18 protein-coding genes and 1 pseudogene are annotated in these 21,482 nt (G+C 66.4%); 5 read left to right on the plus strand and 14 right to left on the minus strand.

The annotated features are described in order from the left end of the window. Positions 1 to 12: 12 nt before the first annotated feature. From D7Y04_RS43980 to D7Y04_RS05700, 7 genes and pseudogenes are all read right to left on the minus strand, one after another. Complete coding sequence (locus D7Y04_RS43980) at positions 13 to 2,496, minus strand: effector-associated domain EAD1-containing protein (RefSeq protein ID WP_147477042.1); 2,484 nt, start codon at positions 2,494 to 2,496, stop codon at positions 13 to 15. Continuing rightward, a pseudogene (locus D7Y04_RS46695) lies at positions 2,486 to 3,350 on the minus strand (hypothetical protein). Before D7Y04_RS46695 ends, D7Y04_RS43980 begins: the two are co-directional and overlap by 11 nt. Next, on the minus strand, positions 3,350 to 4,309 hold the full coding sequence (locus tag D7Y04_RS46700; protein ID WP_121758561.1) for a hypothetical protein: 960 nt from the start codon (positions 4,307 to 4,309) through the stop codon (positions 3,350 to 3,352). The pseudogene D7Y04_RS46695 and the gene D7Y04_RS46700 overlap by 1 nt, the downstream one beginning before the upstream one ends. After that, on the minus strand, positions 4,309 to 5,637 hold the full coding sequence (locus D7Y04_RS05685; protein ID WP_121758562.1) for a GTPase-associated system all-helical protein GASH: 1,329 nt from the start codon (positions 5,635 to 5,637) through the stop codon (positions 4,309 to 4,311). The genes D7Y04_RS46700 and D7Y04_RS05685 overlap by 1 nt, the downstream gene beginning before the upstream one ends. Positions 5,638 to 5,767: 130 nt before the next feature. Further along, positions 5,768 to 5,968, minus strand: coding sequence for a hypothetical protein (locus tag D7Y04_RS05690; protein WP_121758563.1), 201 nt, complete (start codon positions 5,966 to 5,968; stop codon positions 5,768 to 5,770). 10 nt (positions 5,969 to 5,978) lie between these two features. Continuing rightward, entirely contained in the window at positions 5,979 to 6,665 is a 687-nt protein-coding gene (gene aat, locus D7Y04_RS05695) for a leucyl/phenylalanyl-tRNA--protein transferase (protein ID WP_121758564.1), read from the minus strand. Positions 6,666 to 6,679: 14 nt separating this feature from the next. After that, complete coding sequence (locus D7Y04_RS05700; RefSeq protein WP_171811685.1) at positions 6,680 to 7,522, minus strand: LEA type 2 family protein; 843 nt, start codon at positions 7,520 to 7,522, stop codon at positions 6,680 to 6,682. Between the two features lie 56 nt (positions 7,523 to 7,578). Here D7Y04_RS05700 and D7Y04_RS05705 point away from each other — a divergent pair, with 56 nt between their 5' ends. Both D7Y04_RS05705 and D7Y04_RS05710 read left to right on the plus strand, forming a co-directional pair. Beyond that, positions 7,579 to 8,223: a hypothetical protein gene (locus D7Y04_RS05705; protein WP_120576585.1), complete on the plus strand. Its 645-nt coding sequence runs from the start codon at positions 7,579 to 7,581 to the stop codon at positions 8,221 to 8,223. A 9-nt stretch (positions 8,224 to 8,232) separates the two neighbouring features. After that, entirely contained in the window at positions 8,233 to 8,727 is a 495-nt protein-coding gene (locus D7Y04_RS05710; RefSeq protein WP_121758566.1) for a hemerythrin domain-containing protein, read from the plus strand. On the opposite strand, the gene D7Y04_RS05715 is transcribed toward D7Y04_RS05710, so the two are convergent. Next, a complete protein-coding gene (locus D7Y04_RS05715; RefSeq protein ID WP_158620634.1) occupies positions 8,708 to 9,394 on the minus strand; it encodes a hemerythrin domain-containing protein in 687 nt (228 codons plus the stop codon). The genes D7Y04_RS05710 and D7Y04_RS05715 overlap by 20 nt on opposite strands. Before the next feature lie 125 nt (positions 9,395 to 9,519). Here D7Y04_RS05715 and D7Y04_RS05720 point away from each other — a divergent pair, with 125 nt between their 5' ends. The 3 genes from D7Y04_RS05720 to D7Y04_RS05730 all read left to right on the plus strand — a co-directional run bounded on the left by D7Y04_RS05720 (position 9,520) and on the right by D7Y04_RS05730 (position 12,824). Beyond that, positions 9,520 to 10,158 carry a protein phosphatase 2C domain-containing protein gene (locus D7Y04_RS05720; RefSeq protein ID WP_120595410.1) on the plus strand — a complete coding sequence of 213 codons (639 nt, stop codon included), beginning with the start codon at positions 9,520 to 9,522 and terminating at the stop codon, positions 10,156 to 10,158. A gap of 139 nt (positions 10,159 to 10,297) precedes the next feature. Continuing rightward, a complete protein-coding gene (locus D7Y04_RS05725) occupies positions 10,298 to 11,935 on the plus strand; it encodes a hypothetical protein (protein WP_121758567.1) in 1,638 nt (545 codons plus the stop codon). A 49-nt stretch (positions 11,936 to 11,984) separates the two neighbouring features. Next, complete coding sequence (locus D7Y04_RS05730; protein ID WP_147477043.1) at positions 11,985 to 12,824, plus strand: hypothetical protein; 840 nt, start codon at positions 11,985 to 11,987, stop codon at positions 12,822 to 12,824. Positions 12,825 to 12,885: 61 nt separating this feature from the next. On the opposite strand, the gene D7Y04_RS46495 is transcribed toward D7Y04_RS05730, so the two are convergent. From D7Y04_RS46495 to D7Y04_RS05760, 6 genes are read right to left on the minus strand one after another with little or no spacing between them, the layout of a single operon-like run. Then, positions 12,886 to 14,787, minus strand: a complete 1,902-nt coding sequence (locus tag D7Y04_RS46495; RefSeq protein ID WP_121758569.1) for a tetratricopeptide repeat protein — start codon at positions 14,785 to 14,787, stop codon at positions 12,886 to 12,888. Then, on the minus strand, positions 14,787 to 15,425 hold the full coding sequence (locus D7Y04_RS05740) for a hypothetical protein (protein WP_120595414.1): 639 nt from the start codon (positions 15,423 to 15,425) through the stop codon (positions 14,787 to 14,789). The genes D7Y04_RS46495 and D7Y04_RS05740 overlap by 1 nt, the downstream gene beginning before the upstream one ends. Then, on the minus strand, positions 15,422 to 15,925 hold the full coding sequence (locus D7Y04_RS05745) for a hypothetical protein (RefSeq protein WP_216672564.1): 504 nt from the start codon (positions 15,923 to 15,925) through the stop codon (positions 15,422 to 15,424). The genes D7Y04_RS05740 and D7Y04_RS05745 overlap by 4 nt, the downstream gene beginning before the upstream one ends. Continuing rightward, entirely contained in the window at positions 15,916 to 19,185 is a 3,270-nt protein-coding gene (locus D7Y04_RS05750) for a tetratricopeptide repeat protein (protein ID WP_120576593.1), read from the minus strand. The genes D7Y04_RS05745 and D7Y04_RS05750 overlap by 10 nt, the downstream gene beginning before the upstream one ends. After that, positions 19,182 to 20,795 (minus strand): hypothetical protein, encoded by a 1,614-nt coding sequence (locus tag D7Y04_RS05755; protein ID WP_121758570.1) that lies wholly within the window; start codon positions 20,793 to 20,795, stop codon positions 19,182 to 19,184. The genes D7Y04_RS05750 and D7Y04_RS05755 overlap by 4 nt, the downstream gene beginning before the upstream one ends. Continuing rightward, positions 20,792 to 21,427, minus strand: coding sequence for an outer membrane beta-barrel domain-containing protein (locus tag D7Y04_RS05760; protein WP_121758571.1), 636 nt, complete (start codon positions 21,425 to 21,427; stop codon positions 20,792 to 20,794). The genes D7Y04_RS05755 and D7Y04_RS05760 overlap by 4 nt, the downstream gene beginning before the upstream one ends. Positions 21,428 to 21,482 lie beyond the last annotated feature (55 nt).

A 21,482-nucleotide genomic window follows, 5' to 3' on the forward strand; every position in this document is an offset into this window, starting at 1 on the left:
ATTGTGTTGCTTTTAGTGTGAATTGCTTCGGAAGTCTGGATCGGTGGCCAAGTAATTGAGCTTTTCGTTGTGCTGAAAATCGCCAGTCATCTCTTGTATGAGCCGAGTAAGGTAAGGCCCCTTCCCACGGCGGAGTTGCACGAGCGCATCCCTCCATCGGGTGCGGCCGCTGCCATTGCTTTGCAGGTCAGAATGTCGCCCCCCTGCTCGCTCCCACAACTCATTGTCGTCGGGGCCTTTCGGGTAGAGTTCAGTTGCTAGTTCCTCCAGCAACAACCATTTCTCATCAAGTGAGACAGGTGACAGGCCGAGTGACCAGCGAATGAACATGCCGACCATCATGTGGCAAACGCGAAGTGCCGCTTTAAAGTCGTCCCGTCCAGAACGTGCGCAAACGATCATTCGCTCTACTGCCCGCGTCCAGTGTCTTCCGAGAACAAGACGACCGATCGCCTCAGCATCGACTTCCGGCAATACGTGGCGTGAGGCTATGAGTTCATCTAGCCAACGCACGAAGCGTATCTCGTCATAGCTGGGTATTGCTGAGATGATTCGGACCGCCACACCTGTGTTGTGCTGAGCCAGGGCGCGCAAGGTTCTGTCGAACACATTACTGGTGAGGAGAGCAACTTCAAGCGCTTGCTCGGGAGTGTCAAGTTCGAATGCCGAAGTCGCACGCTTCAGCCAGCCAGCAACTGTAGCCTCCAGTAGCCTGCTACGAGCTACATCGTCGACTCGATGCCAGACCTCTGTTCGGCGCGAATAATTGCTGATGTCGGCGATAGGAGAAGAGGCTAACGAAGAGATTAGGTCGGTGTTGGCTGCTTTGCCGTCGACAAGGTTGTTGAGAATGGCGATAAATGCCTGCGGTGGATTGGCTGGGCCTTGCCAGGCGTCAGCATTAATGCGCAATGCGCCAGCCCAAATTTGCTGGGCAGACGCAGTGTGAAGGCTGACATCTCTCAAGAGGTGGGGTTGCGCCGCGACCACTTCGGCCGCGATACGTAGAACACGCGGGTCGTCAGTTTCCAACGCGATGCTGAGTGTCTCAATCGGTGTAGCTCGAAGAAGAGATGCACGCACTCCATCCAAGTTCGCGGAATCGGTATCGACGGATAGTTGCCGATGGACCGCCTCAGACGGTGCGAATGTTGCACTGGTAGCTGTGCCGTGCAGTCGTAGCCATCGCTTGGATACCGCGAGTGCCATTGCTGTATCGCCGATGTCACGGCGCAAATTACGAGGTGCAGCGTTCGAGAGGCTTGCCTCAAAATCAGGGGTATTTGAAATATACTTGAAAAACGCAGCGAGAGTCGCAGGATTTGCGTCAATCCATCGCCAGAAGGCGGTCGAAAAGTATTCGGGTTTGGATTGCGCCGCCTCGGCCAAACCGGTTAGGAGCGCCTCTTTCCAGGCGGGAACTGCGGCTCCTTCTGACGTGGCATCGTTGATCGCGGATAACAGCAACTCGTCGTCGGCTTGGATGAATAAGTTCTTCGCAGCCCAATCTCGAATACCGGTCCAAAGGGAGTCGGCCGACGGAAGGGCTTCGGTTCCTAGATTTCTGAGCAAGAGGACGTCGCGTACCGAGGCTGAAGTTAGTCGACAAATTAGCCTGTCAAGCAGCCTAGCCTTGCCTGCCATCCCCTTAGCGCGACTAGGGGAGAGTCGCTCGACTAGCCGAAGGGTTGCGACGCACTCCTCAAAGGTCGGTGTCGCAGTCGAGCCAATATCATACGCTCGCTCGAGAAGTGATAGACTGGTGAAGTCGTTGAGTCCAATGCCAGTCTCGCGGGCGAATTCTAGAATTGGTTTCGATTCTGCCACTCCGCTTAGAAGTGTTGTGGCGCGCGAGTTGGCCTTTGGTGATGAGCTGATGATGCGATGGCCGGCCCAGCGAGCTGCCAATGTTGTGGGGGTGCATACGAGTGAGGGCTTGGGAGCCTCAATTAGATCTTGTGGCCCAAAGCTGAGCCGAAAGGCAAAGCCAGCTCGCAACTCAGGCCAAAACCGAAACCACAAGGAAATCACTAAGTCTTCGAATCCGTGGTGGCCGATCCGGACAACAGGTCCGGAACCACGGGCTGTGAGAGCTTCAGCGGTCGCCACAAAATCAATAGGAATCGTAGGCGAGTTAGGGGATGCTGAGACTTCATGCGTTGCTATTTCTGCCGGAGCAACAGGTGATATTGTCAAAAGGGATAGAATAGGCCTCAGATCGGCCATCGAAGATAGTTCGTCGAGTGGCGCGATCACGGCATGTGAGAGAACCATTCCTCCCCGAGTTGCGGTTGGGTCAGAGAGCGTGCGCGCTAATACGTAGCGATCTTTATGTGGGAATCCACTCAGGAAGGGCGACCAGTTAACCCCGGGAGGCGCTGTATCAGGTAGGTCAAGTCGCGAAGTTAGCTCGGAAGATATCTGGCCATTATCACTCGATATCCGCAGCGCATGTCCACCTCGCGCTTCGCCATAGACTGCCTGCTCAACCTTCATGCTTCCGCCGGGGAAGTTCAGGGGGAGTCTGAGATAGGAGTCGCTGGATTGGCAGAGTGAGGTCTGCCGAGCGTTCGCCATTGGGAAGAACTATGTATCCGAACTGCTCTGGTCCTCGCTCTGCATACTCCAAATCGCGCTCACGAGGTCTGAGTGGCCGTTCTAGTGCGGATAGTCCGAGCACGCTAAATTCCTCCCAAGTGCTTGCCAAGTAGCTCGCGAACATGGGAAGTCGCTGTCGCAAGACTGCCTCGGGTTTGTCGCCAGTGTTCAGTTCATCCCAGCAACTAAGTAAAACGCATAGGCGTGGGGTGCGGAGTGGTTCAGTGCTGATCGCCCCGCGAACATACACAAGCATTTGAAGAAGTTCGATCAGGCGGGCCTGATCCGAGATTTGTATGTCGCGATTTTCCCCCCCCCTCTTTGGCCAAGTCGCTTAAAGGGCGAGAGAATATGTCGTCACTCACTCGGGTCTGCTGGATGCGAACGAGCAGGAGCCATGCCGGAGTGGAAAGCACTCTCGTACGCCAAGCAGCCGGAATGCGCCGGCTTGAAGAGATATTTTTGATTTGTTCTCCGCCGTAGTCTGGCCATACGAGGTCTGCCTTGGTGCCAGTTTCGTCTGAAATCGGCCATATGCTGTCGACATAGGTCGTTGTGGCGGTATGCCCTGCTGCCATGCCTTCATTCAGGCTTTCCATCGCCGCCTCGAACGGCTCCAGATTGGTTGCGGCCCCATCCATGCGGAGTCGTCCATCCCCCTTCATTAACCGCTTCAAGAGCTGAGCGCCGTAGTGCGTCTTGCCAACGCCGGACTCACCAATAAGAAGAATAGAGTTTTCGCCGGCACTCATTATTGCCTCGAGCCAAGCATGAATAGCGGGTCGGCACTGTTTGCTGAGGCAGAGGCTAGAGTTATGTGCTTGCGGCGGATGCGCTGTATCCACTCAAGTAGCTCAACAAAGCCTTTCCCTGTGTCAGGCGCGCCGCTGGGATTGGATATAATGCTTACCGAGAATTCAACTGCATCCGGCATGAGGCCAAAAACAGTTTCGCGAATCGCTTTCTCCATTGCAGGCGCAACCGCGACATCGGACTTGGTCCAGACGAGCGCTACAGGGCGGGTAGCGCGCTCAGCGGCTAAGCGTCGGGCGAGTAGTTGAAGTGCCCCGCGGGCTGAACCCATATTGGCGCCAGAAAGAGCCTCGCGGTCAGCGATCAGTAGGAAGACGTCAGAATGCTCTGCTACCCACCGAGCTCCTTCTCCGTCAAATGCTTCGCGATTGACAGCCCATTTTTGGAACCACTCGCCAGGAGCATCTGTGAAAAGATAGCTTCGAGTTTGCTCAGTCCTTTCCCGGAACGCTAAATGCAAAAGGCCAGGTGCTCGGCCTCCGCGGCTGCTGGTGTGCGGTGGAAAGGTAGGTTGTTGGCCAGGCTTCCATCGGAGCGCGCTAGCTACGGCTTCCCAGCCAGCTAGGGAGTAGGAACCGGAAAATATACTGTTTCCTGGATTGTCTAGACCGCGACCTAGGATCAGGTACCATGCGGCTAGGAGCGTCGTCTTTCCGGCGTTTTGTGGACCGGCGATACCGACGACTAGCGGCTTGGCCTGACCAGCAACAAAACCGAGGTCCACGAGGCCAAGTGCGCTCCCCGACCAGGGCAGCAGCAATTCGTCCGGCGCTGTTCCAGGTTGCGAGTCAGAGCCTTGCTCATTTCCTTTCCATGCCGAGCATTTAGCTCGATCGAGAAAACCTAAGTCGCAGGTGCTTTCAGGAGCGAAGCACGTCGGTCTTGAGCAAGGGTTCATTAGGTCTTACGCCCTCGTTTCCTCGCTTCGGCTCCTTCGTTCGCCGCGCGTGTTGCTTGCAATTCTCGGAAAATCCACGTCGCCCATTCCGGCGCAGTTAGCGCTGCAGAGGCAGGCACGCCAATGCGATCGCGGAATGCTCGCGCTTCAGGTAGAGCGCGGCCTGCGCCCTGTCCTATGAGACCGAGGACTGGTCCTCGGCCCCCATGCTTGGGAACCATCTCTGATGCTGCTTGTCTTAACGGGCTCAGTTCCTCGGCGTTCAAAACGTCAGTCAGATGTTCGCTGATAGGACGCTTTATGTTGGTGTCGGAGGAAGGCAGGCTAAGCACCGCCTCATATAAGAACGCGGCGACGCTTGCTGGCGAGAGCGTCGGTACCTGCCTGTGCATGTCAAATGCCATCAGTGCTGCTGCTGTGGAAATCGACATGGAGCGGTAACTGGTGCGGGCGCTGGGTGAGTAGAGCGCTTCCTTCCACCAAAGCAGGTTGGTCCGCCTCTGGAGTCCTGCGGTCGCGCCGCTCACTGCTCGAAGCGTTCCATCAACATGAGCCGACACGGCTTGTGCAAGGCCTTTGAGCGGTGGGGAAAGGTCGATTGGTTCGAACTGGGAACTCTTCACAACCGCACCGAGCGCCTCAATCAAAACATCCGCCATTCGCGTGCCAAACTCGGCAAGCCAATGTTGGCCATTGTTATTCGGCCAGTATGGATTTCCACCGGTGGCTTGCGTTGGATTGTTCGGGCCTGCAGCGGCTTCGAGCTTCTTGGCGAGAGTGAGCTTGTCGATACTCACCTGAGACGTCGCGATCTTGACCGCATCGGGAGACTGGAATGCCATCGCAGACACATTGATGGTCTCTGGTGTCGCCCATTCGGCTTCTGCGCGGGAATCAACGCGCCGCTCAATGTCTGTAACGACATCTATCCAGATTGCCCGTTCGTTGCCTGCCTCCGTGAACGGCAGGACGTTGCGGGCCGAAGCCACGAAGGCAACGCCAATCTTTTCGTCTTCACTCGCCGTTCGTACGAGAGCATCAAGCAGAAGGGCGCGAAGTACAGCGACTGGCGTTCCGGAAAAGGTGTTTATATAGGTGGCCCAGCGGCTCTGGAGTGCGGCGGAGGCTTCTTTAATCACCGGATCATCAGCAGGCGCCTCGGGGTCGAAGGCAATGAGCGCAAACGAGGCTGCTTTAGCCGGTGCCCGCTTCAGCTCGGCTGCAAGATCAGCAGCTGTCTCGCGCAGCCTTTCTAGTTTTGCGTCATCTCCACCAACGTTAATTAGACCTGCATTTAAAAACTGCAGTAAGATTTGATTGCTCGCCAAGACGTCCTGGTCCTTGTTGGGTTGTCCTAGATTGGTTCGCCTTACCACTAGTGGCGACGCAAGTGCGCATTGACCCTTACATCCTCAGACAGATTTTCTCTGTTTCTCTTGAGAATGGACAAGGGTTTGTTCAGGACCGCCTGCATGCCTCGCACGTGTCGTTCGTGTTCGCGGCGAAGTCCCTCTCGTACGCCGCGACGTGCGCGTCGAGGCACCAGTAATAGGTTTCCACGCGCTGGCCCGAGCAGCGGGCCGCCAGCGCCTTCGGTACGTTGATGTTGCGATTCCGGTCCGTCGGAATAGGGCCAATCCAGGTGTAGTGGACGTCCATCCCTGGAAGACTACTCCGTCCACGCCCCGCGCCGCGTGGGCTCCTTCAACGCCTGCGCTAGAGCCCCCAGGAAGCGCTTGCGCGGCCAGGACTCCGCGCCGAAGCGCTCCAGGTGCTCTGTCTCCACCTGGCAGTCGATGAGCTGGAAGCCCCAGCCCTTGAAGCGCTCCGCCGCAGTGGCGAACGCCACCTTCGACGCGTCCGGCGCCAGCGCGAACATGCTCTCCCCGAAGTACGCCGCGCCCAGCGACACGCCGTACAGCCCGCCCACCAGCACCTCGCCGTCCCACGCCTCCACCGAGTGCGCCAGCCCCAGCTCGTGCAGCCGGATGTACGCCTGCTTCATCGCATCCGTAATCCACGTGCCGTCCTGCCCCGGCCGGTGCACGCGCGAGCACGCGTCGATGACCTTCGCGAACACGGTGTCGTAGCGCACCGTGTACGTGCCCCGGTTCATCACCTTGCGCAGCGAACGGCCCACGTGAATCTTGTCCGGCTCCAGCACGAAGCGCGGGTCGGGCGAGTGCCACAGGATGGGCTGGCCCTCGCTGTACCAGGGGAAGATGCCCTGCGAGTACGCGGCCACCAGCCGCTCCGGGCGCAGGTCGCCGCCCACCGCGAGCAGGCCGCTCTTGTCCGCCTTGGCGGGTGGGGGGAACAGCTCCGGCTCGTCGTCACTCAGCAGGTAGATGGGCACGCGTACGCGCCAGTCTAGCGGGACACGTTGAGCTTCACGTCACCCTTGAGGAAGTAGGGGACCTGCAACATGGGGCCCTTCAGCTCGCCCTTCACGCTGTAGGGCAGGACGCCCTTCCCGATGAGCGCCTTGACGCCCGGGCCCCAGGACTGCGCCGTCACCGCCACCTCCACCGGGTACACGCCCGTGGCGGACGCATCCACCGAGTCCGCCTGCGCGGTGGTGCCCTCCTCCAGGGGCTTGTCCGCGATGGCGACCTGGTAGGTCAGCGAGTCCAGCCGCAGCGGGAACGGGTTCGGGTTGCGCACGCCCAGCCGCAGGTTGATCTGCACTTCCTCCGGCGAATAGCGGGCCGCGTCCAGGCTCTCCACGATGACCTCCGGCAGCCGGGGCACGCGCACGGCGCGGCTGGCGGCGAAGGGCACGGTGTCCTCGCTGCCGCCGGAGCGCACCACCAGCGTGCCGCGCAGCGCGATGAGCACCGTGCCGCCCTGGGCGCTCAGGCGGGCCAGGTCCTCCGGGCTCTTCACGTAGGCGGATTTCTCCTCGATGGAGAAGTCCGCGGGAGCTCCCGGCGCGAACGGCACCCCCAGCTTCGTGGAGCCCGTCTTCACCACCTGCCCGTCGGCGACGAGCTCATAGTCGGCGCGCTCCACGATACCGTTGACGGTGCCGGTGATTTGTCCGGTGTAGCGCACGGAGGCGTCGGTGAGCCCCTGGGAGACGACGGCGGTCTCCTGGGCCGTCAGGGCAGGGGGGCCCCCGGAACGGACGGGGGCGGAGGCACACCCGGAGTTAAGGGCGAACAGCGCGGACACCAGGGCCACCAAGCAGGTCGAGCGATTCACAAAGGACATTCTGGGGAGGCCAGGGGCCAGTCCCAAGGGGATTTCCGCTAGACTGTCCACCAACCGTGGCTCCCCGACGTCCCAACTTCAATCGGACCCTGCGCTCCCTCATCCGGGACATCGCCGCGCGCATGCCCGAGTTCAACCACGTGAAGGTGGGCCGCATCCTGGTGGTGGCGGGCGAGGCCCGTCGCGCGTCGCGAGGCACGGTGAAGCCCCTGTGCTTCAAGGGGGGCAAGAGCATCGACAAGGCGGGGCGGCGCAAGCCGGAGGTGCGCATCCGGGGCCGCCGCATCCTGTACTGCATCACGCTCCGGCCGCTCTTCTTCCGGGGCTCCACCGCGAAGTCGCGGTTGGAGACGCTGATGCACGAGCTCTTCCACATCTCGCTGCGCTTCGACGGCACGCTGCACGCGGGCCGCCGCCACGCGAAGCTGGGCACGGAGTTCGGGCGCCGTCTGCGGCCGCTGGTGCGCCGCTACCTGAAGCTGTGCCCGGAGGCGCTGCTCGCGGACCTGGCGCACTCGGGCGAGGTGCGGGTGCTGCAGTGGCTGGAGCGTCCGGGCCCGGCCTACCACCCGCGCGCGTCGCATCGCCGCGTGCGCAAGGTCTACACGGAGGATCAGCTCTACTCTGGAGTGGCCCGCATGGTGACGCCGCGTCCTCGAGTGGTTCGCGAGGCCCACGTGCGCGACGACAAGGTGCACTGAAGGGCGTTGATGGCCGCGCCCACCGACTTCGTCAGCCTGGGAGCGCTCCACCGCGACCTGGAGGAGCTGTTCCTCCTGCACCAGGAAGCGCTGATGGGCATGGACCTGCCCGCCGCGCGTGAACGGCTGTCGCGCTACCGCGAGGAGCTGACGCGGCACCTGGAGGCGGAGGAGGCGCTGCTGTTGCCGGAGCTGCCGCGCGCCGGAAGGATCCGAGGCGCAGCGCCGGAGCTCTTCACCGGCGAGCACCAGCGCATGCAGGAGCTGCTGGCGAAGTGTCAGGATGCCGTGGACGCGCTGGACGCGAGCGCTCCGGACTACCGCCGCGCGGTCTTGCGCGTGTTCGACATGGAGAGCACGTTCAAGCACCTGGAGCACCACCACTCGTTGCGCGAGGAGACGTACCTGTTCCCCGCGCTGGATGGCGTGCTGAGTGAAGAGGAGCGGCGGGCCCTGCTGACCGCGTTCCTTGAGCGAACGGCCCCTACCTCTCCGAGGGCGTGAACCGGGCGAGGTCGTGGATCCCAAGCGCGCGCTCCAACTGAGCCACCTCCTTGAGCGCGTTCTCGAAACCATCGCTCCCCAGCAGCCGGTGTTCCTGCTCTTCGAAGCGCTCGCCGAGCTCATTGAATTGCTTCTCGTCGAAGAGGTTGCGGAAGGCGGGGAACAGGTCCGTGTCCTCGCGCGCGGCATGCGGCCCGTACATGCGGATGAACAGATTGAGCTGCCGCGCGACCGTGGCTCTTGGCTGGGGTTGCGTGAGTGCGTCGCGGCCTGAGGTCGCGGCGAGGATGGACTCGGTGAGCTTGCGCCCTGCGGCGTGTTGCTCGATGAGCACCTGAACGAGTTCCCTCTGCTGGCCCGCCTTCACCAGCCGGGGGAACACCTCAGTCTCCTCTGTTTTCTCGTGGTAGGCCTCGCCAAAGCGGCGCATGAGCCGGGTGGCCTGGGCGAGCACCTCCACAGGAGCCTTCTCTTCACGAAGGTCGAGGCGGCGAGCGATCTCCTCATAGACCAGGAGCGTGCGGCGGATGATGCCGTGCTCGCGCATCAGGTCCTCGGTGGCGTTCACCTCCGCGGGTTTGGACTTGGGTGCAGCGCTCGCGGTGCTTCCAGCGCCCAGCAAGACGACCGTGGACAAGAAGCGGCGACGGCTGGACGCCTCATTCATGGACATGCTCTTTGTATGAGCCGCTGTCTCGTCGGCCGAACTTGTCCAACAGTCGAACAGGTTTGTGCGTGGCGCGGCACGACTGCTTGTCGATGGCATGCGAAGGTCGCCCCTGAGCGCGACACATGAGTGATTTCGAGACGGTGTGGCATGTGGAACCGGCGGGCAGGACGGGTGCGGACCGCGTGCTGGTTCTGACGCCAGGGGATGTGACGGTGCTCGTGGTGGCGGATGGGGCGGGGAACTCACGACGTGGCGCCGAGGCCGCGGAGGCAGTCCTGCATGGCGTCCAGGACGCCGTGGAGGCCGGGGCCGACGTGGAACGTGAAGAGACCTGGCGCGATGTGCTGGTGCGGTGCGACGCGGCGCTGGGGGCTTCGGGCCAGGGAGGAGAAACCACCGCCGTGGTCGCCTGTGTCACCCCACGACGCGTGGTGGGGGCCAGCGTGGGGGATTCGGAGTTGTGGCTGTTCCAGGGCAGCGAAGCGACCGCGCTGACGGAGCATCAACACCGCAAGCCCCTGCTCGGTAGCGGGCAGGCTCGGCCCGTCACCTTCGAACGCGTGTGGCGAGGCGGCGTTCTTCTTGGCGCGTCAGACGGATTGTTCAAGTACGTCGACCTCCGTCGCATCCAGGAGCATGTGACCATCGCCGACGCACACGCCGCGGTGCTCGCGCTGGCCGCTCTGCCTCGACTTGCGAGCGGCGCGCTCCCGGATGACGTGGGGCTCGTCCTGTGCCGCCCGAGCGCTCCACGCCCCTGACGCGGTTGTCCGAAGCTCGGGATCGTGGAACCTATTGGCGGGCGAGCGGGCAGGGGGGCCGTCGGTCTCCTGGCTCTGCCTGCCGTCGAGTCGTGCGTGCTGTCTTCGCGGGCGCTGGCTCGAACGAGGTTTCCTCCTGGTGGGACGCGGGGTCTGGGTGTGGTGCTGGGCGCTCGTGGCGCTGGCGCTCGCGGGTTGCGACCCGGGGGCGGAGCTGACGCCCTGTGCCGTCGACTGCGAGGGCGCGGCCTGCGCGGCCTGTGTCACGTCCCTGCCTGAAGAGACTGCTCGGCCCGCGCTCGCGTGTGATCAGCTCCCCGCGCCGTCACGGTGCCTGGGGCCTCGCGTGGTGGAGCGCTGTGTCGATGGCGCCGTGCACCGGGAGGACTGCGCGGAGGACACGACCTGCGTCGAATCGCCGGAGGTCGCCTGCGTTTCAGGTACGGCATGCGTCGACGGCGTCTCGCGGTGCACGGAGTCCCGGGCGTTGCAGGTGTGCACGAATGGCCGGTGGGTCGCGCGCGCTTGCGACGTGGCCTGCGAAGCCGCGCCCGGCCGGGGCTTCTGCGGCAGACCCGGATCCACGTTGAGCGGCACGGTGCGCTACGCGCGCCGCTTCCCGGATGCGGAGTTCCGCGCGTGGACGCTGGACGTGGAGCCGGTGCCTGCTCGCGGGTTCCTCATCGTGTCGTTCCAGGGCACGAAGGTGCTCGACTCGCAGGTGACGGATGACGCCGGCCGCTTCACGCTGAAGGTGTCGTCCTCCTTGGGCGATGACGACCGCGTCGTCGTGTACGCCGCTGGCCGGGGACGGGACGGCGCGGTGGCCTACGCGGTGGCGGACCCGGGGCTGCCGGGCGCGCAGTCGGTGAAGACGGTGCCGGGGGACGCGGCCCGCATCTGGAGTTGGTCGCGCACGACGCGCGAGCTGTCCGAACGCCCTGCGTTCACCCTCGCCGAGTCCGAGGGCTCCGGCGCGGCTGCGGTGTTCGACGTGCTGGGCACGGCCTGGCGCCAGATGCGCGAGCGCTACGGCGGACGCGACGGCCTGCCCGTGGTGGCGTGGCTGGGCTTCGGGACGACCTGGTCCTGTGGTGCTTGCTTCGCGCCCTGGCCGGTGACGGCGGTGGGCCGGAGCTGGGACGCGCAGGTGTGGCTGCCGGGTGACTCGGATGCGGCGTGGTGGTCGGACGCGATGGTGATGCACGAACTGGGTCACTGGGTGATGGCCAGCCGGGGCACCAGTCCGGAGGAGGGCGGGTCGCACTACGTGGGCGTGCCCACCTTCCCGGGACAGGCATGGAGCGAGGGCTGGGCCACCTGGTTCAGCGCGGACGCGCGCCGCAGTCCCCGCTACTTCGACCGGCAGGGCGGGACGCTGTTCTGGGTGGACCTGTCCGCGCGAGCCTCCTCGGTGAGCCCCTGGTCGCGGCCCCGCGCGGAAGAAGGTCTGCTCCAGCCCGTGGACGAGAACGAGGTGGCCGCCATCCTCTACCGCGCGGCCACCGGTACACCGTCGAGCCAGCCCCTCTACGACGCGCTCGCCGCGCCCTCGATGAACCGAGCGCCCTGGGCGCGCGGTTACACGCGACACACCTGGACGCGGGATGAGAATGGCGCGCTCACGGACGTCGTGGACACGGGCAGGTCCTCACCGTGTCTCGCGGACTTCCTGGACGCGCTGATGTGCCAGGGCTTCCCGAGCACCCGGGTCGACGCGGCCACCGAACCCGCCACCGCCTTCCCGTATCCGAGCCACGAGCCCCTGTGTCGATGACGCCCTTCCTGACTCGGAGCCCCGTGCTCACGCGTGAGTCCTCGTGCCCATGAAGCTTCCCCCTTTGATGCGGCGAAGCCGGCGGTCCGCGCCCCTGAACCTCCTGCGCCCCTTGATGCGCAAACGCGTGGCGGGGGCTGTGTTGGCACTGGCGCTCGTCGGAGCGCTTTCGGCGGGCATGGCGTCCGGCGTGGACCGCGTGCGGCGCAAGAAGGCGCCAGGAACTCCCGCGCCAGCTCCTCAGGCGCGGGAGAAGTCCGTCCACGCGTCCTCGCCGACGCTCCTCGCGTCCGCGCGGTCGGTGGCGCTGCCTGCGCACGGGATGCGTTCATGGGACCTGCCGTCGAGCGGAGCCCAGCGCTCTCGGCCGGTCCCGGCGAAGCCACACGTCAGGGGTGCGGCGACAGCCCCTTCGTCCACGGTGCTCACGCGAGGCCCGGAGGACGACGCCACCACCACGGACAGTCCCGCGTCGCGGCCCACGGTGCTCCCCGCCACGGCGCGCATCCCGGCGCCGCTGCACGTCTCCTGGCGGGTGGTGGATGCCAGCGCGGACACGGTGCGGCTCGTCGCGCGGCTGGACCGGAGCCCGGGCTTCACCGCGCCCGTGGAAGTCTCCCTGCGCGTGCCGCCGCGAACGATTCTCCAGGAAGGCCCCACGTCGCCCATCGTCCTGGACGGAGACACGCGGGAAGTGCCCTGGACCCTGGGCCTGCCCGCGGATGGGCGCCCCGATGACGACCTCGTGCTGTTGGCGAGCGCCGGAGGCGAGTCCTTCGGCGTCCACGCGGAGGCGCGCTACCACTTCGGCCGGACGCTCACGGAGTCACCGCGGCCCGCACCCACGGGGCCCTCGCTCCCGGACAGCCTCATGCGAGCCCGGGACTAGAGAGCGCGGGCCCAACCTGTCCGACTGTCGGACAGGTTCGTGCGGTGCGCTCCCGCCGCGACTACGGCACGTCCACGGCCAGCTTCTGCAGCGCGTTCTTCGCGTCCGCGTGGTCCGGCTGCAGCTTCACCGCGGCCTCGTACTCCTTCTTCGCCTCGGGCTTGCGGTTGGTGGCCTCCAGCAGCTGCGCGAGCGCGAAGTGCGGCTCGCCCGCGCTCGCGTCCACCTGCGACGCGCCCCGGAAGGCCTTCTCCGCCTCCGGCAACTTGCCCTGCCGGTACAGCGTGTGCCCCAGGTACAGCAGGCCCAGCGAGTTGCGCGGCTCCACCGCCAGCACGTCGCTCAGCACCTGGAGCGCCTTGGTTTCGTCGCCGCCGCGCAGGTACAGGAAGCCCAGCTCCGCGCGGGCCTCCAGCTGCGCGGGGTCCTTCGCCACCACCGCCTCCAGCTCCGGCACCGCCAGGTCCGGCCGGCCGCGCCGCGAGTGCAGGATGCCCAGCCGCGCCAGCGCCGCCGTCTCCGCCTCCTCGCCCTGGGCGGGCGTGAGCAGCTTCTCCGCCGCCGCGTAGTCGCCCATCGCGAGCAGCAGGTCCGCCAGGCCCAGCTTCGCCGCGCGGTGCTTTGGATCCTCCTGGAGCACGGCCTCGTAGAGGGGCCGCGCCTGGGCGCCCACGTGCTTCTTCGCGTACGCCTCCGCCAGCATCAGCCGGTTCTCCACCGTGGGCTGGAGCTTCACGCAGGCCGAGTACTGCGCGATGGCGCCCTCCAGGTCGCCCTTGGCCTTGAGCGCGTCGCCGTAGCCCGCGCGCACGCCGGGCTCGTCCGGGAAGGTCTCCACCGCCGTCTTCAGCGTGGCCACCGCGTCGTCCACCTTGCCCAGCTCCAGGTACGCGCGCGCCAGGCCCTGGTAGGACTCCGTCGTCTTCTTGCCGTCGTCGGCGCTCTTCTCGATGGCCTTCTGGAACGCGGCCACCGCCTGCGTCTTCTTGCCCTGCGCCAGGTACAGCTGGCCCAGCTGCGTGTACGGGCCGCTCGCGCGGCGGGGCTCCAGCAGCAGCGCCTTCTCGAAGGCCTTCGTCGCCCGGGCGTTCTCCCCCAACTGGAAGCACGCGAGCCCCAGGTTGAAGTGCGCCTCCGCGTACTTCGGATCCAACGTGATGGCCTTCTGGAACGCCTCCGCCGCCTTGCGCGCGTTGCCCTGGCCGTCCAGCACCACGCCCAGGTTGTTCTGCGCGCGCGCGTGCTTCGGATCCGCCTTCAGCGCCGCCTGGTACTCGGAGAACGCGCCCGTGACGTCGTTCTCCCGCATCAGCACGACGCCCAGGTTGTAGTGGGCCTCCGCGTCGCTGTCCTTCTGGCGGATGGCCTCGCGCAGCGTTTCCTTCGCCTCCGCGGCCAGCCCCTTCTCCGCCAGCGCCTTGCCCAGGTTCACCCGAGCCACCTGGAGCGCGCCGTCCAGCTTCAGCGCCTCGCGGTACGCCTCGATGGCGTCGTCCGTGCGGTTTGCGCGCTGGAGCACCTCGCCCAGGTTGAAGCGCAGCTCCGCGTCCTTGGGCGCCAGCTCCGTCGCCACGGAGTACTGAGTAATCGCCTCGTCCGTGTCGTCCTGGATGCGCGCCAGCAGGCCGCGCTCCGAGCGCAGCGTGGCCTCCTCCGGGAAGGCTGCCAGCGCCGCGTCCAGCACCGCCTTGGCCTTGGGCACGTCGCCGGACAGCCGCAGCGCGCGCGCCAGCGCGACCTTCGCGGGCACGCCGTCCGGCGTGAGCCCCACCAGCTTCGTCAGCGGAGCCACCGCGCGGCGCGCCTGGTTCTGCGACAGGAAGGCCGTGCCCAGCTTGTAGAGCGCGTCCGGGTCGTCCGGGAGCTTGTCCGCGCGCGCAGCGGGCTTCTCCGGCGGAGGCGTCTCCGGGGCGGGAGCCTGGGCCGTCAACAATTGGAGGAGAAGGACTCCGGCTTTCGTCATCACAGGTTCTCCACGTACGGGCTGGCGCGCGCGTCGAAGGTCTTCTTGGCCAGGGCGGTCTTCTTCGCCTCCCACGCCTCCTTCGCCGTCTGCGCTTCCTTCGTGTCCCCCCCGAGGTTCGCGCGCTCTTCCTTCACGGCGGCCTCGCACTCGGACACCTGCTGCTCGAAGTCCTTCGGCTCCAGACGCTCACTGCCCTGCACCTTCGCCTTGCGCGCCGACGTCAGCCGCGCCAGCTCGAAGCGGGCGAACGCGCAGCGCAGGGACAGCTTCTCCACCTCGCGCAGCCCCACGTTGAGGCGCTGGTGCGCGCGCAGGTACTCCACGCGGGCCTCGGACTCCGCGATGGCCAGCTGCGCCACCTCGCGGGAGGACGCGTCCTGCGCGCGGTCCTCCTCGTCCTCGGCGGCCTCCTGGCGGGACTTCGCGCGGCGGATGTTGTCTCGCGCGCGGTTGACTTCGTTGTCCGCCTCGTCGACCCGGTCGATGGCCAGCGCCAGGTCGTTCTCCGCCTCCAGCAGCTCGATGCGCGTCTCGTACGGCAGCTTCTTCACCAGCGCGTCCGGCACGCGCATGCCGTAGCTCGGGCCGCAGGCGGCGGTCAGGAGGGACAGGCTGAGGAGCAGGTGGCGCTTCATGGAGCGATGGCCTCGAAACGGCTGAAGATGGTCCGGCCGGAGTAGACGTCGGTGCCGTTGGTGAACGTGACGCTGAACTCGCCCGACACCCGGTCCCCGGTGTTTTTCGGAAGGGACTTCACGAAGAGGTTGCCGCGCACGAGCGGCGGAAACGGACGCACCGGTTCGTCCAGCACGCTGCGGTCCACGCTGCCCCGCTGCGAGCCGTCGTCCAGCGCCTGCGCCAGGTCGATGTCCAGCGAGCCCGCGTACTCGTTGTCAGGCAGCATGTCCGCCACCCGCGCGCTCACCTTCAACACCACGTCCTGCCCGCTGCCCTGCGTGTTGACGAAGCTCACCGCCAGCGTCCCTTCCGCCAGGGCCGCCTCCGTGCGCTGGTAGCGCAGGTCGATGAGCTCCGTCACGCTGCCCTCCAGCTTGCCGCCCTCGTCACCACACGCGGTGGCGACGAGCGCGAACAGCACCGGGGCGATGCGGCGGAAGGGCGCGCTCACTTGCATGCCTTCCACCCCGCGTCCACGTCCGGACCGTTGAGCGTGCCCATGTCCTTGAGCACGGCCAGCTCGCGGCGCGCGCCGTCCGTGTCGCCGAAGCGGCAGCGCAGCGCGGCCAGGTTGAGGCGGGCCTTGTCGTAGGTGGGGTCCGCCTCCAGCGCCTTGGCGTACGCCTCCCGAGCGCCCATGGCATCGCCCAGGTTGAGCATGGCCCAGCCCAGCGCCGCGTGCGCGGACGCGCGCGTGTCCTGCAACTCCGTCACGCGCCCGAAGGTCAGCTGCGCCATGCCGTACTGGTGCGCGTCCAGGTAGCCCATGCCCAGGGCCTCCAGCGCCTCCGCGGTGAGCACCTTCTCCGCCTTCTTGCGCAGGTCCTCCAGCGCCGCGGGCTGCGTGGGCGCGGCAGGCTGCGGCACCGGCAGCGCGGCCACGTCCGTGCGGCTGCGGCAACCCACCACCGCCGCGTTGAAGACCTCCAGCGACTCCGCGCGGGACAGACACGCCTTGAAGGCTTCGTCCGAGCGGGCCTTGAGCGGCCCCACCTGCTGCTTCACCGCGTCCTGGAACTGCTTCGTCTCCGCGGCGGACAGCCCGCCGGGCACCGGCGTCTGGTCCACCACGTCCGCGATGTGGCCGTACGCCAGGGCAATCTTCCACAGCGACGCCACCGCCCACTCCGGATACCCGAGCGACGCGGCCTGCGTGTACACGCCCTCCATGGCCTGGAGCGCGGCGACCTTCTCCTCCACCTTGTCCGCCGGCAGGTCCTTGTAGCCGCGATACAGAATCTCACCCAGGTACCAGAGTCCCTTGGCCGCTTCCTCCGTCTGGCCGTTGGGGCCCTGCACCGCGGCGGTGAGGGTGGAGATGAGCGCGTCCGGCGGAGCGGTGGGCGCGGTGGTGGCCTGCACCTCCGCGAGCACCGCCGCGGCGGCCACGTTGTTCTTGTCCAGTTTGAGCGCCGTCTCCGCCGCCGTCTTCGCGCGCGAGTAGTCCTTCTGCTTCAGGCGCGTCTCGGCGAGCAGCGACAGCACCTCGCCCTTGCGCGCGCCCGCGGCCTCGGACGCCGTCTCCAGGTTGCGGGACGCTTCCTTGTACTCACCCAGCGCGATGCGCAGGCGGGCACCGGCCATCCAGCCGTCCACCGACGCCAGGTCGCCCGTCAGCTTCTGGCCCACCTGTTCGAACCAGCCGGCCGCCTCGTTGAAGGCCGCCGCCTCCGCCGCGTGCCGGCCCAGCGTCAGGAGCACGTCCGACAGGTACTGGCTCTTGGGATAGGACTGAACCAGCTTCGCGCCCAGCTCGCGCTCGCGCGGCAGGTCGCGCTTCTCGCGCGCGGCGGTGAACGCGCCGTAGAGCGCCTTCTCGCCGATGTCGCTGTTCTTGTTCTCGTCCGCGACCTTCATCAGGCCTTCGATGACGTCGCCCGTCTCCTGCGCGCTCTGCAGGGCCAGCTCGTCCAGGGCCTCGGCCTTGCTCTGCGTGAGGATCTTCTGCACTTCACCGCGGAAGTTGGACGGCAGCGAGGACGCGAGGAACTTGCGGCCCGTCTCGTCCAGCTTCTTGAAGTCGTTCACCTGCCGCAGGCTGTCCAGGGCCAGGTTGCCCGCCACCGGCGCGTCCTTGTACTGCGGGTGCGCCAGCGCGAACGCGGTGAAGAGCTCCGCCGCCTTCGGGTAATCGCCGTCCTCGTAGTAGGCGCGCGCGATGTTGAACTTCACGTCCAGCACGTGCGGGCTCTGCGGGTAGCGCGACACGTAGTTCGCGCCCAGGAGCTTCAGGGCCTGCCGAGCGTCCGCCACTTCGAAGGCGTTGCGCTTCTGCGCCTCCTCCGGCTTGAGCGTGGAGAAGTGGGCCAGGAGCGCGCCGTACATGGCGGTGTCCACGGCCTTGCCGTCCTTGGCCTTGTCCTCGTAGCGGGCCAGCTCCTCGAACTGGCGCGCGGCCTCCGGGAACTCCTTGGCGGCGAAGAGCGCATCCGCGCGGTTCTTCATGATGGGCCGCACGTACTGGTCCGGCCGGAACAGCCCCAGGTACTCGCGGTAGGCGGCCGCGGCCTTCAGGTACAGGTCCCGCGAGTCCGCCTTCTGCGCGGCCAGGTGCACCTGCGTGGACAGGTCGCGCGCCATCTCCTCCGTCTCCGCGAGCTGCTTCTTGCGGTCGGACTCCGACATCTCCGGGTCCGTCTTGCTCTGCACCGCGGCGCGCACGAGGAAGCGGATGTCCTCCGGCTCCGGCATCACCTTGCCCTTGGCGGCCTTGAGCGAGTCGTACAGCTTCTGGCTCCGCTCCAGGTCCATCTCAGGGTCGGGCTGCACTTCCATCAGCTTGCGCAGCGTGGGGATGGCCCACTCGTACTGCTGCTTGATGAAGTAGCGGTTGCCCAGCTTGTCCAGCGCGAGCGCGTACGTGGCGCGGCCTTCGCTGAGCTTCTCGAAGTAGTTGAGCGCGCCCTTGGGGGGCTTGGCCTCCGTGTAGCTGTAGACCAGGTCCAGCAGGGCCTCGCGCTTGACGTTGAGCGCCTTCTTCACGTCCACGCCGGGCAGGGGCGCGCTGGCGGCCGCTGCCTCGAAGAACGTGACGGCCTCCGCGTGCTTGGCCTGGTTCACGCGGATCCAGCCCATCTTGTAGCGGGCCAGGTCGTGCACCGGCGACGGTGGCAGCTCCAGGATGGCCTGGTAGTGCTTCTCCGCCTCGACGAGCTCTGCCTTGTCGAAGAAGTGGTCACCGAGAATCTGCTCGGCTTCCAGGCGCAGCGGGCTGTTGGGGAACTTGCGAGTCAGGTCCCCCAGCGTCTTGAGCATCTCGTCGAACTGGCCCAGTTCGCGCTGCTCGTGCGCCAGGTAGAACGTCACCTGGTCCCCGTCCTTGAAGTCCGGGTACTCGCGCAGCAGGCGGTAGTACATCTGCACCGCCTTCTGCTTCATCAGGCGCGTCTCCGGAGAGACGATGGCGCCGGTGGCGCCCTCCGGACGGGTCTCCGCCTGGAGGTAGTAAACGTAGCGGCTCTTCTCGACGTAGAGCTCCGCCAGCCGGAACTGCAGGTCCGGCAGGTAGGGGGCGTTGCGGCTCTTGGAGATGAGCTTCTCGGTCTCGCCGATGGCGCGGTCCACCTTGAAGATGTCGCGCTTCAGCTTGGCGACGAGCTCCTCGCGCTCCTTCGCCTTGGACACGATGGGGTTGGTGTTGGGCCCAACACGGCCAGGGCCGGGGGCCGCGGCCGCGAGCAGCGCGGCGGTGATGAGTCCGGTGAACGGGCCGGTCATGGGGTTTCCTCGATGCAACGGCTCTCGATGCGGACCCGGTAGGACTTGAGCTCGTCGTTCCAGTATTCGTTGTCGAACTTGAAGGCGACCTGCGCGGGCGACAGCAGCTCTTCCTCCTGCGCCGCCACCACCTGCGCGCCCTTCTTCACGCGCTCGTACAGCTTGAGGCCGACCTCGTACTCCATGAGGCGCACCTGTTCGGCGGCGCGCAGCAGCGTGTCCGCTTCCTGGCGCACGGCGTCCTGCAGCCGCGCGTCGTACACGCGCACGGCCTCCGCGTGGGACAGGTCATAGACGCGCGTCAGGTGCCCGAAGAGCCGGTCGCCGAAGCTGCCGGCGTAGCGGCCCAGGCGCTCGCCCTCCAGGTCCAGCAGCGACACGAACTTCGCGGCGCGCTGGGTGCCGCCGTGCGCGTTGGCGGCGCGGCGCAGGCGGGCGTCCTGGCTCAGGTCTTCGCGGTTGCGCACGGACTCCAGCGAGTCCGCGTACCGGCGCGTCAGCTCCTTCGCCGCGCGCTTGGCGGGCAGGTAGTGGCACAGGTCGCGGAAGATGAGCGCGCGCAGCAGGTACTTGTCCGGCATGAACTCATCGCGGAAGGACGGCGCGTCCAGCGTGGTGAGGATGCCCAGCGACGCGCGCAGCTCGCCCAGCTTGTAGCGGGTCCACGCCTCCTCCAGGTAGAGGCTGGCGCGGCCGGGGTCCAGCTCCGGCAGCTTCACCTTGCCGTACGCTTCCAGCGCACCGGAGAAGTCCTTCTTCTCGTAGCGCAGGCGGGCCACCGCGAGCGCCGCCTCGTTGCGCGCCTCGCGGGTGAGCTTCTCGTCCTGGGACAGGCCGAGGAAGTCCTTCACCATCTCCTCCGGCGGATCCTTCACCTGCTTGAGCCGGGTGACGAGCAGCGCGAACTTCGCGCGGCTGGCCTCCGCGCTCGTCTCCGGCAGCTTGGAGAAGTGCGTGTTCGCCCAGCGCTCGTTGCCCACGCGCAGGTCCACCAGGCCCTGCTGGTAGTGCGCGTAGGCGCCGGTCTCGTCCGGGAGGAAGCCCAGGTCGAGCGCGCCGAAGACCTGCTCGTCGATCATCACCTCGTCGTGCGGCCGGTCCGTCAGCCCCTTCAGCGCGTCCAGCGCGCGCGGCAGCACGTTGGGGTTGGAGCGCTCACGCGCGATGCGCGCCAGGTACGTCGCGCCCGCGTGCGTGAGGCCCAGGTCGATGAGGCTCCGGGCGAGGAAGTACTGGCCCCATGCGTAGTTGTCATCCGTGCGCGGCGTGGCCTGGAGCCACGCGTACAGCGGGCCCGCGGCGTCGCGAGGCTTGCCGTCGAAGTAGGCCTTGAGCGCGTTGTCGAAGGTCTCCGGCGGCACCTTCTGCGGCGGGGGCGGAGGCGCTTCCGCGACGGCGGCCTTGGCGGGAGCGGGCGTGCCGGCAACGGTGCCCGCGTCCGTGGGACCGGAGGTGCCCGCGTCCGTGGCGGCGGCGGGGGCCTTCGCGGTGGCGGCCGGTGGGGGTGGCATGGGCAGCGTGCCCGCGTCCGGTGCCGCGAGGGCGACCGTCGGGGACACGAAGAGCGCGGCGCTGGCGAGCGCGGCGACGATGAGGGGGCGGGACGTCATTCCGTGGCGCCGAAGTTGAAGGCCGTCCCAATCTGCACGGTGGGCACGTTGATGATGCGCGACGCGCCCGCGAAGACGGTGTTGTTGGTGACGTCCAGGCGGAAGGACACGTTCTGGCTGGAGAACATGCGCACGCCCAGGCCCAGGTTGACGGCGGGACGGAAGCCGTCGCTGCGGTCCACCTTCACCACCGTGCCGCCGACCAGCAGCGAGACCTCGAAGTGGATGACGTTGGAGTTGAGGAAGGACGTCTTGCCGTACAGCGGGCTCCACATGAGGTCGGAGCCCACCATCCACTGCACCTGGTCCTCGAAGGCGGTGGCGGTGGGGGCGGCGTCGAAGTCGCGCTCCAACTGGCGGCGCAGGCTGGTCTGCACGTTGTAGCTGTACGTGCCTCGGCCCACCTGCCACGCGACGCTGTCGCTGAAGTGGTACGTGTAGCCGACGGTGCCGATGAGCCCCTTGTAGAAGGCATCCGCGGGCAGCACGCCCACGCCGAGCGAGAGCTCGTGGTGCATGCGGTAGAGCCGGTCCTGCACCGCGGAGACGGTGCCGGGGTTCTCGAGTTCCTCGGCCTGGGCGCGCGCGAGGCCGGGCACCAGGCACAGGAGGGAGAGCAGGAGGAATCGCACGGGGACTTTTTCCTGTCAGGTGGCGGGGGACGACGTGGGGTGGGGGGAGTGCCCC

The organism is Corallococcus sp. AB038B (assembly GCF_003668955.1).
In the GTDB taxonomy this organism is placed as follows: Bacteria; Myxococcota; Myxococcia; order Myxococcales; family Myxococcaceae; genus Corallococcus; species Corallococcus exiguus.

Bases quoted from the DNA above. Each gene is read 5' to 3' on its own strand.
- D7Y04_RS05715 (WP_158620634.1), bottom strand. From the start codon at position 9,394: ATGAATGAGGCGTCCAGCCGTCGCCGCTTCTTGTCCACGGTCGTCTTG.
- D7Y04_RS05740 (WP_120595414.1), bottom strand. From the start codon at position 15,425: ATGAAGCGCCACCTGCTCCTCAGCCTGTCCCTCCTGACCGCCGCCTGC.
- D7Y04_RS46700 (WP_121758561.1), bottom strand. From the start codon at position 4,309: ATGAACCCTTGCTCAAGACCGACGTGCTTCGCTCCTGAAAGCACCTGC.
- D7Y04_RS05710 (WP_121758566.1), top strand. From the start codon at position 8,233: ATGGCCGCGCCCACCGACTTCGTCAGCCTGGGAGCGCTCCACCGCGAC.
- D7Y04_RS05745 (WP_216672564.1), bottom strand. From the start codon at position 15,925: ATGCAAGTGAGCGCGCCCTTCCGCCGCATCGCCCCGGTGCTGTTCGCG.
- D7Y04_RS05750 (WP_120576593.1), bottom strand. From the start codon at position 19,185: ATGACCGGCCCGTTCACCGGACTCATCACCGCCGCGCTGCTCGCGGCC.
- D7Y04_RS05700 (WP_171811685.1), bottom strand. From the start codon at position 7,522: ATGTCCTTTGTGAATCGCTCGACCTGCTTGGTGGCCCTGGTGTCCGCG.
- D7Y04_RS43980 (WP_147477042.1), bottom strand. From the start codon at position 2,496: ATGAAGGTTGAGCAGGCAGTCTATGGCGAAGCGCGAGGTGGACATGCG.
- D7Y04_RS05720 (WP_120595410.1), top strand. From the start codon at position 9,520: ATGAGTGATTTCGAGACGGTGTGGCATGTGGAACCGGCGGGCAGGACG.
- D7Y04_RS46495 (WP_121758569.1), bottom strand. From the start codon at position 14,787: ATGACGAAAGCCGGAGTCCTTCTCCTCCAATTGTTGACGGCCCAGGCT.
- D7Y04_RS05730 (WP_147477043.1), top strand. From the start codon at position 11,985: ATGAAGCTTCCCCCTTTGATGCGGCGAAGCCGGCGGTCCGCGCCCCTG.
- D7Y04_RS05690 (WP_121758563.1), bottom strand. From the start codon at position 5,968: ATGGACGTCCACTACACCTGGATTGGCCCTATTCCGACGGACCGGAAT.
- D7Y04_RS05755 (WP_121758570.1), bottom strand. From the start codon at position 20,795: ATGACGTCCCGCCCCCTCATCGTCGCCGCGCTCGCCAGCGCCGCGCTC.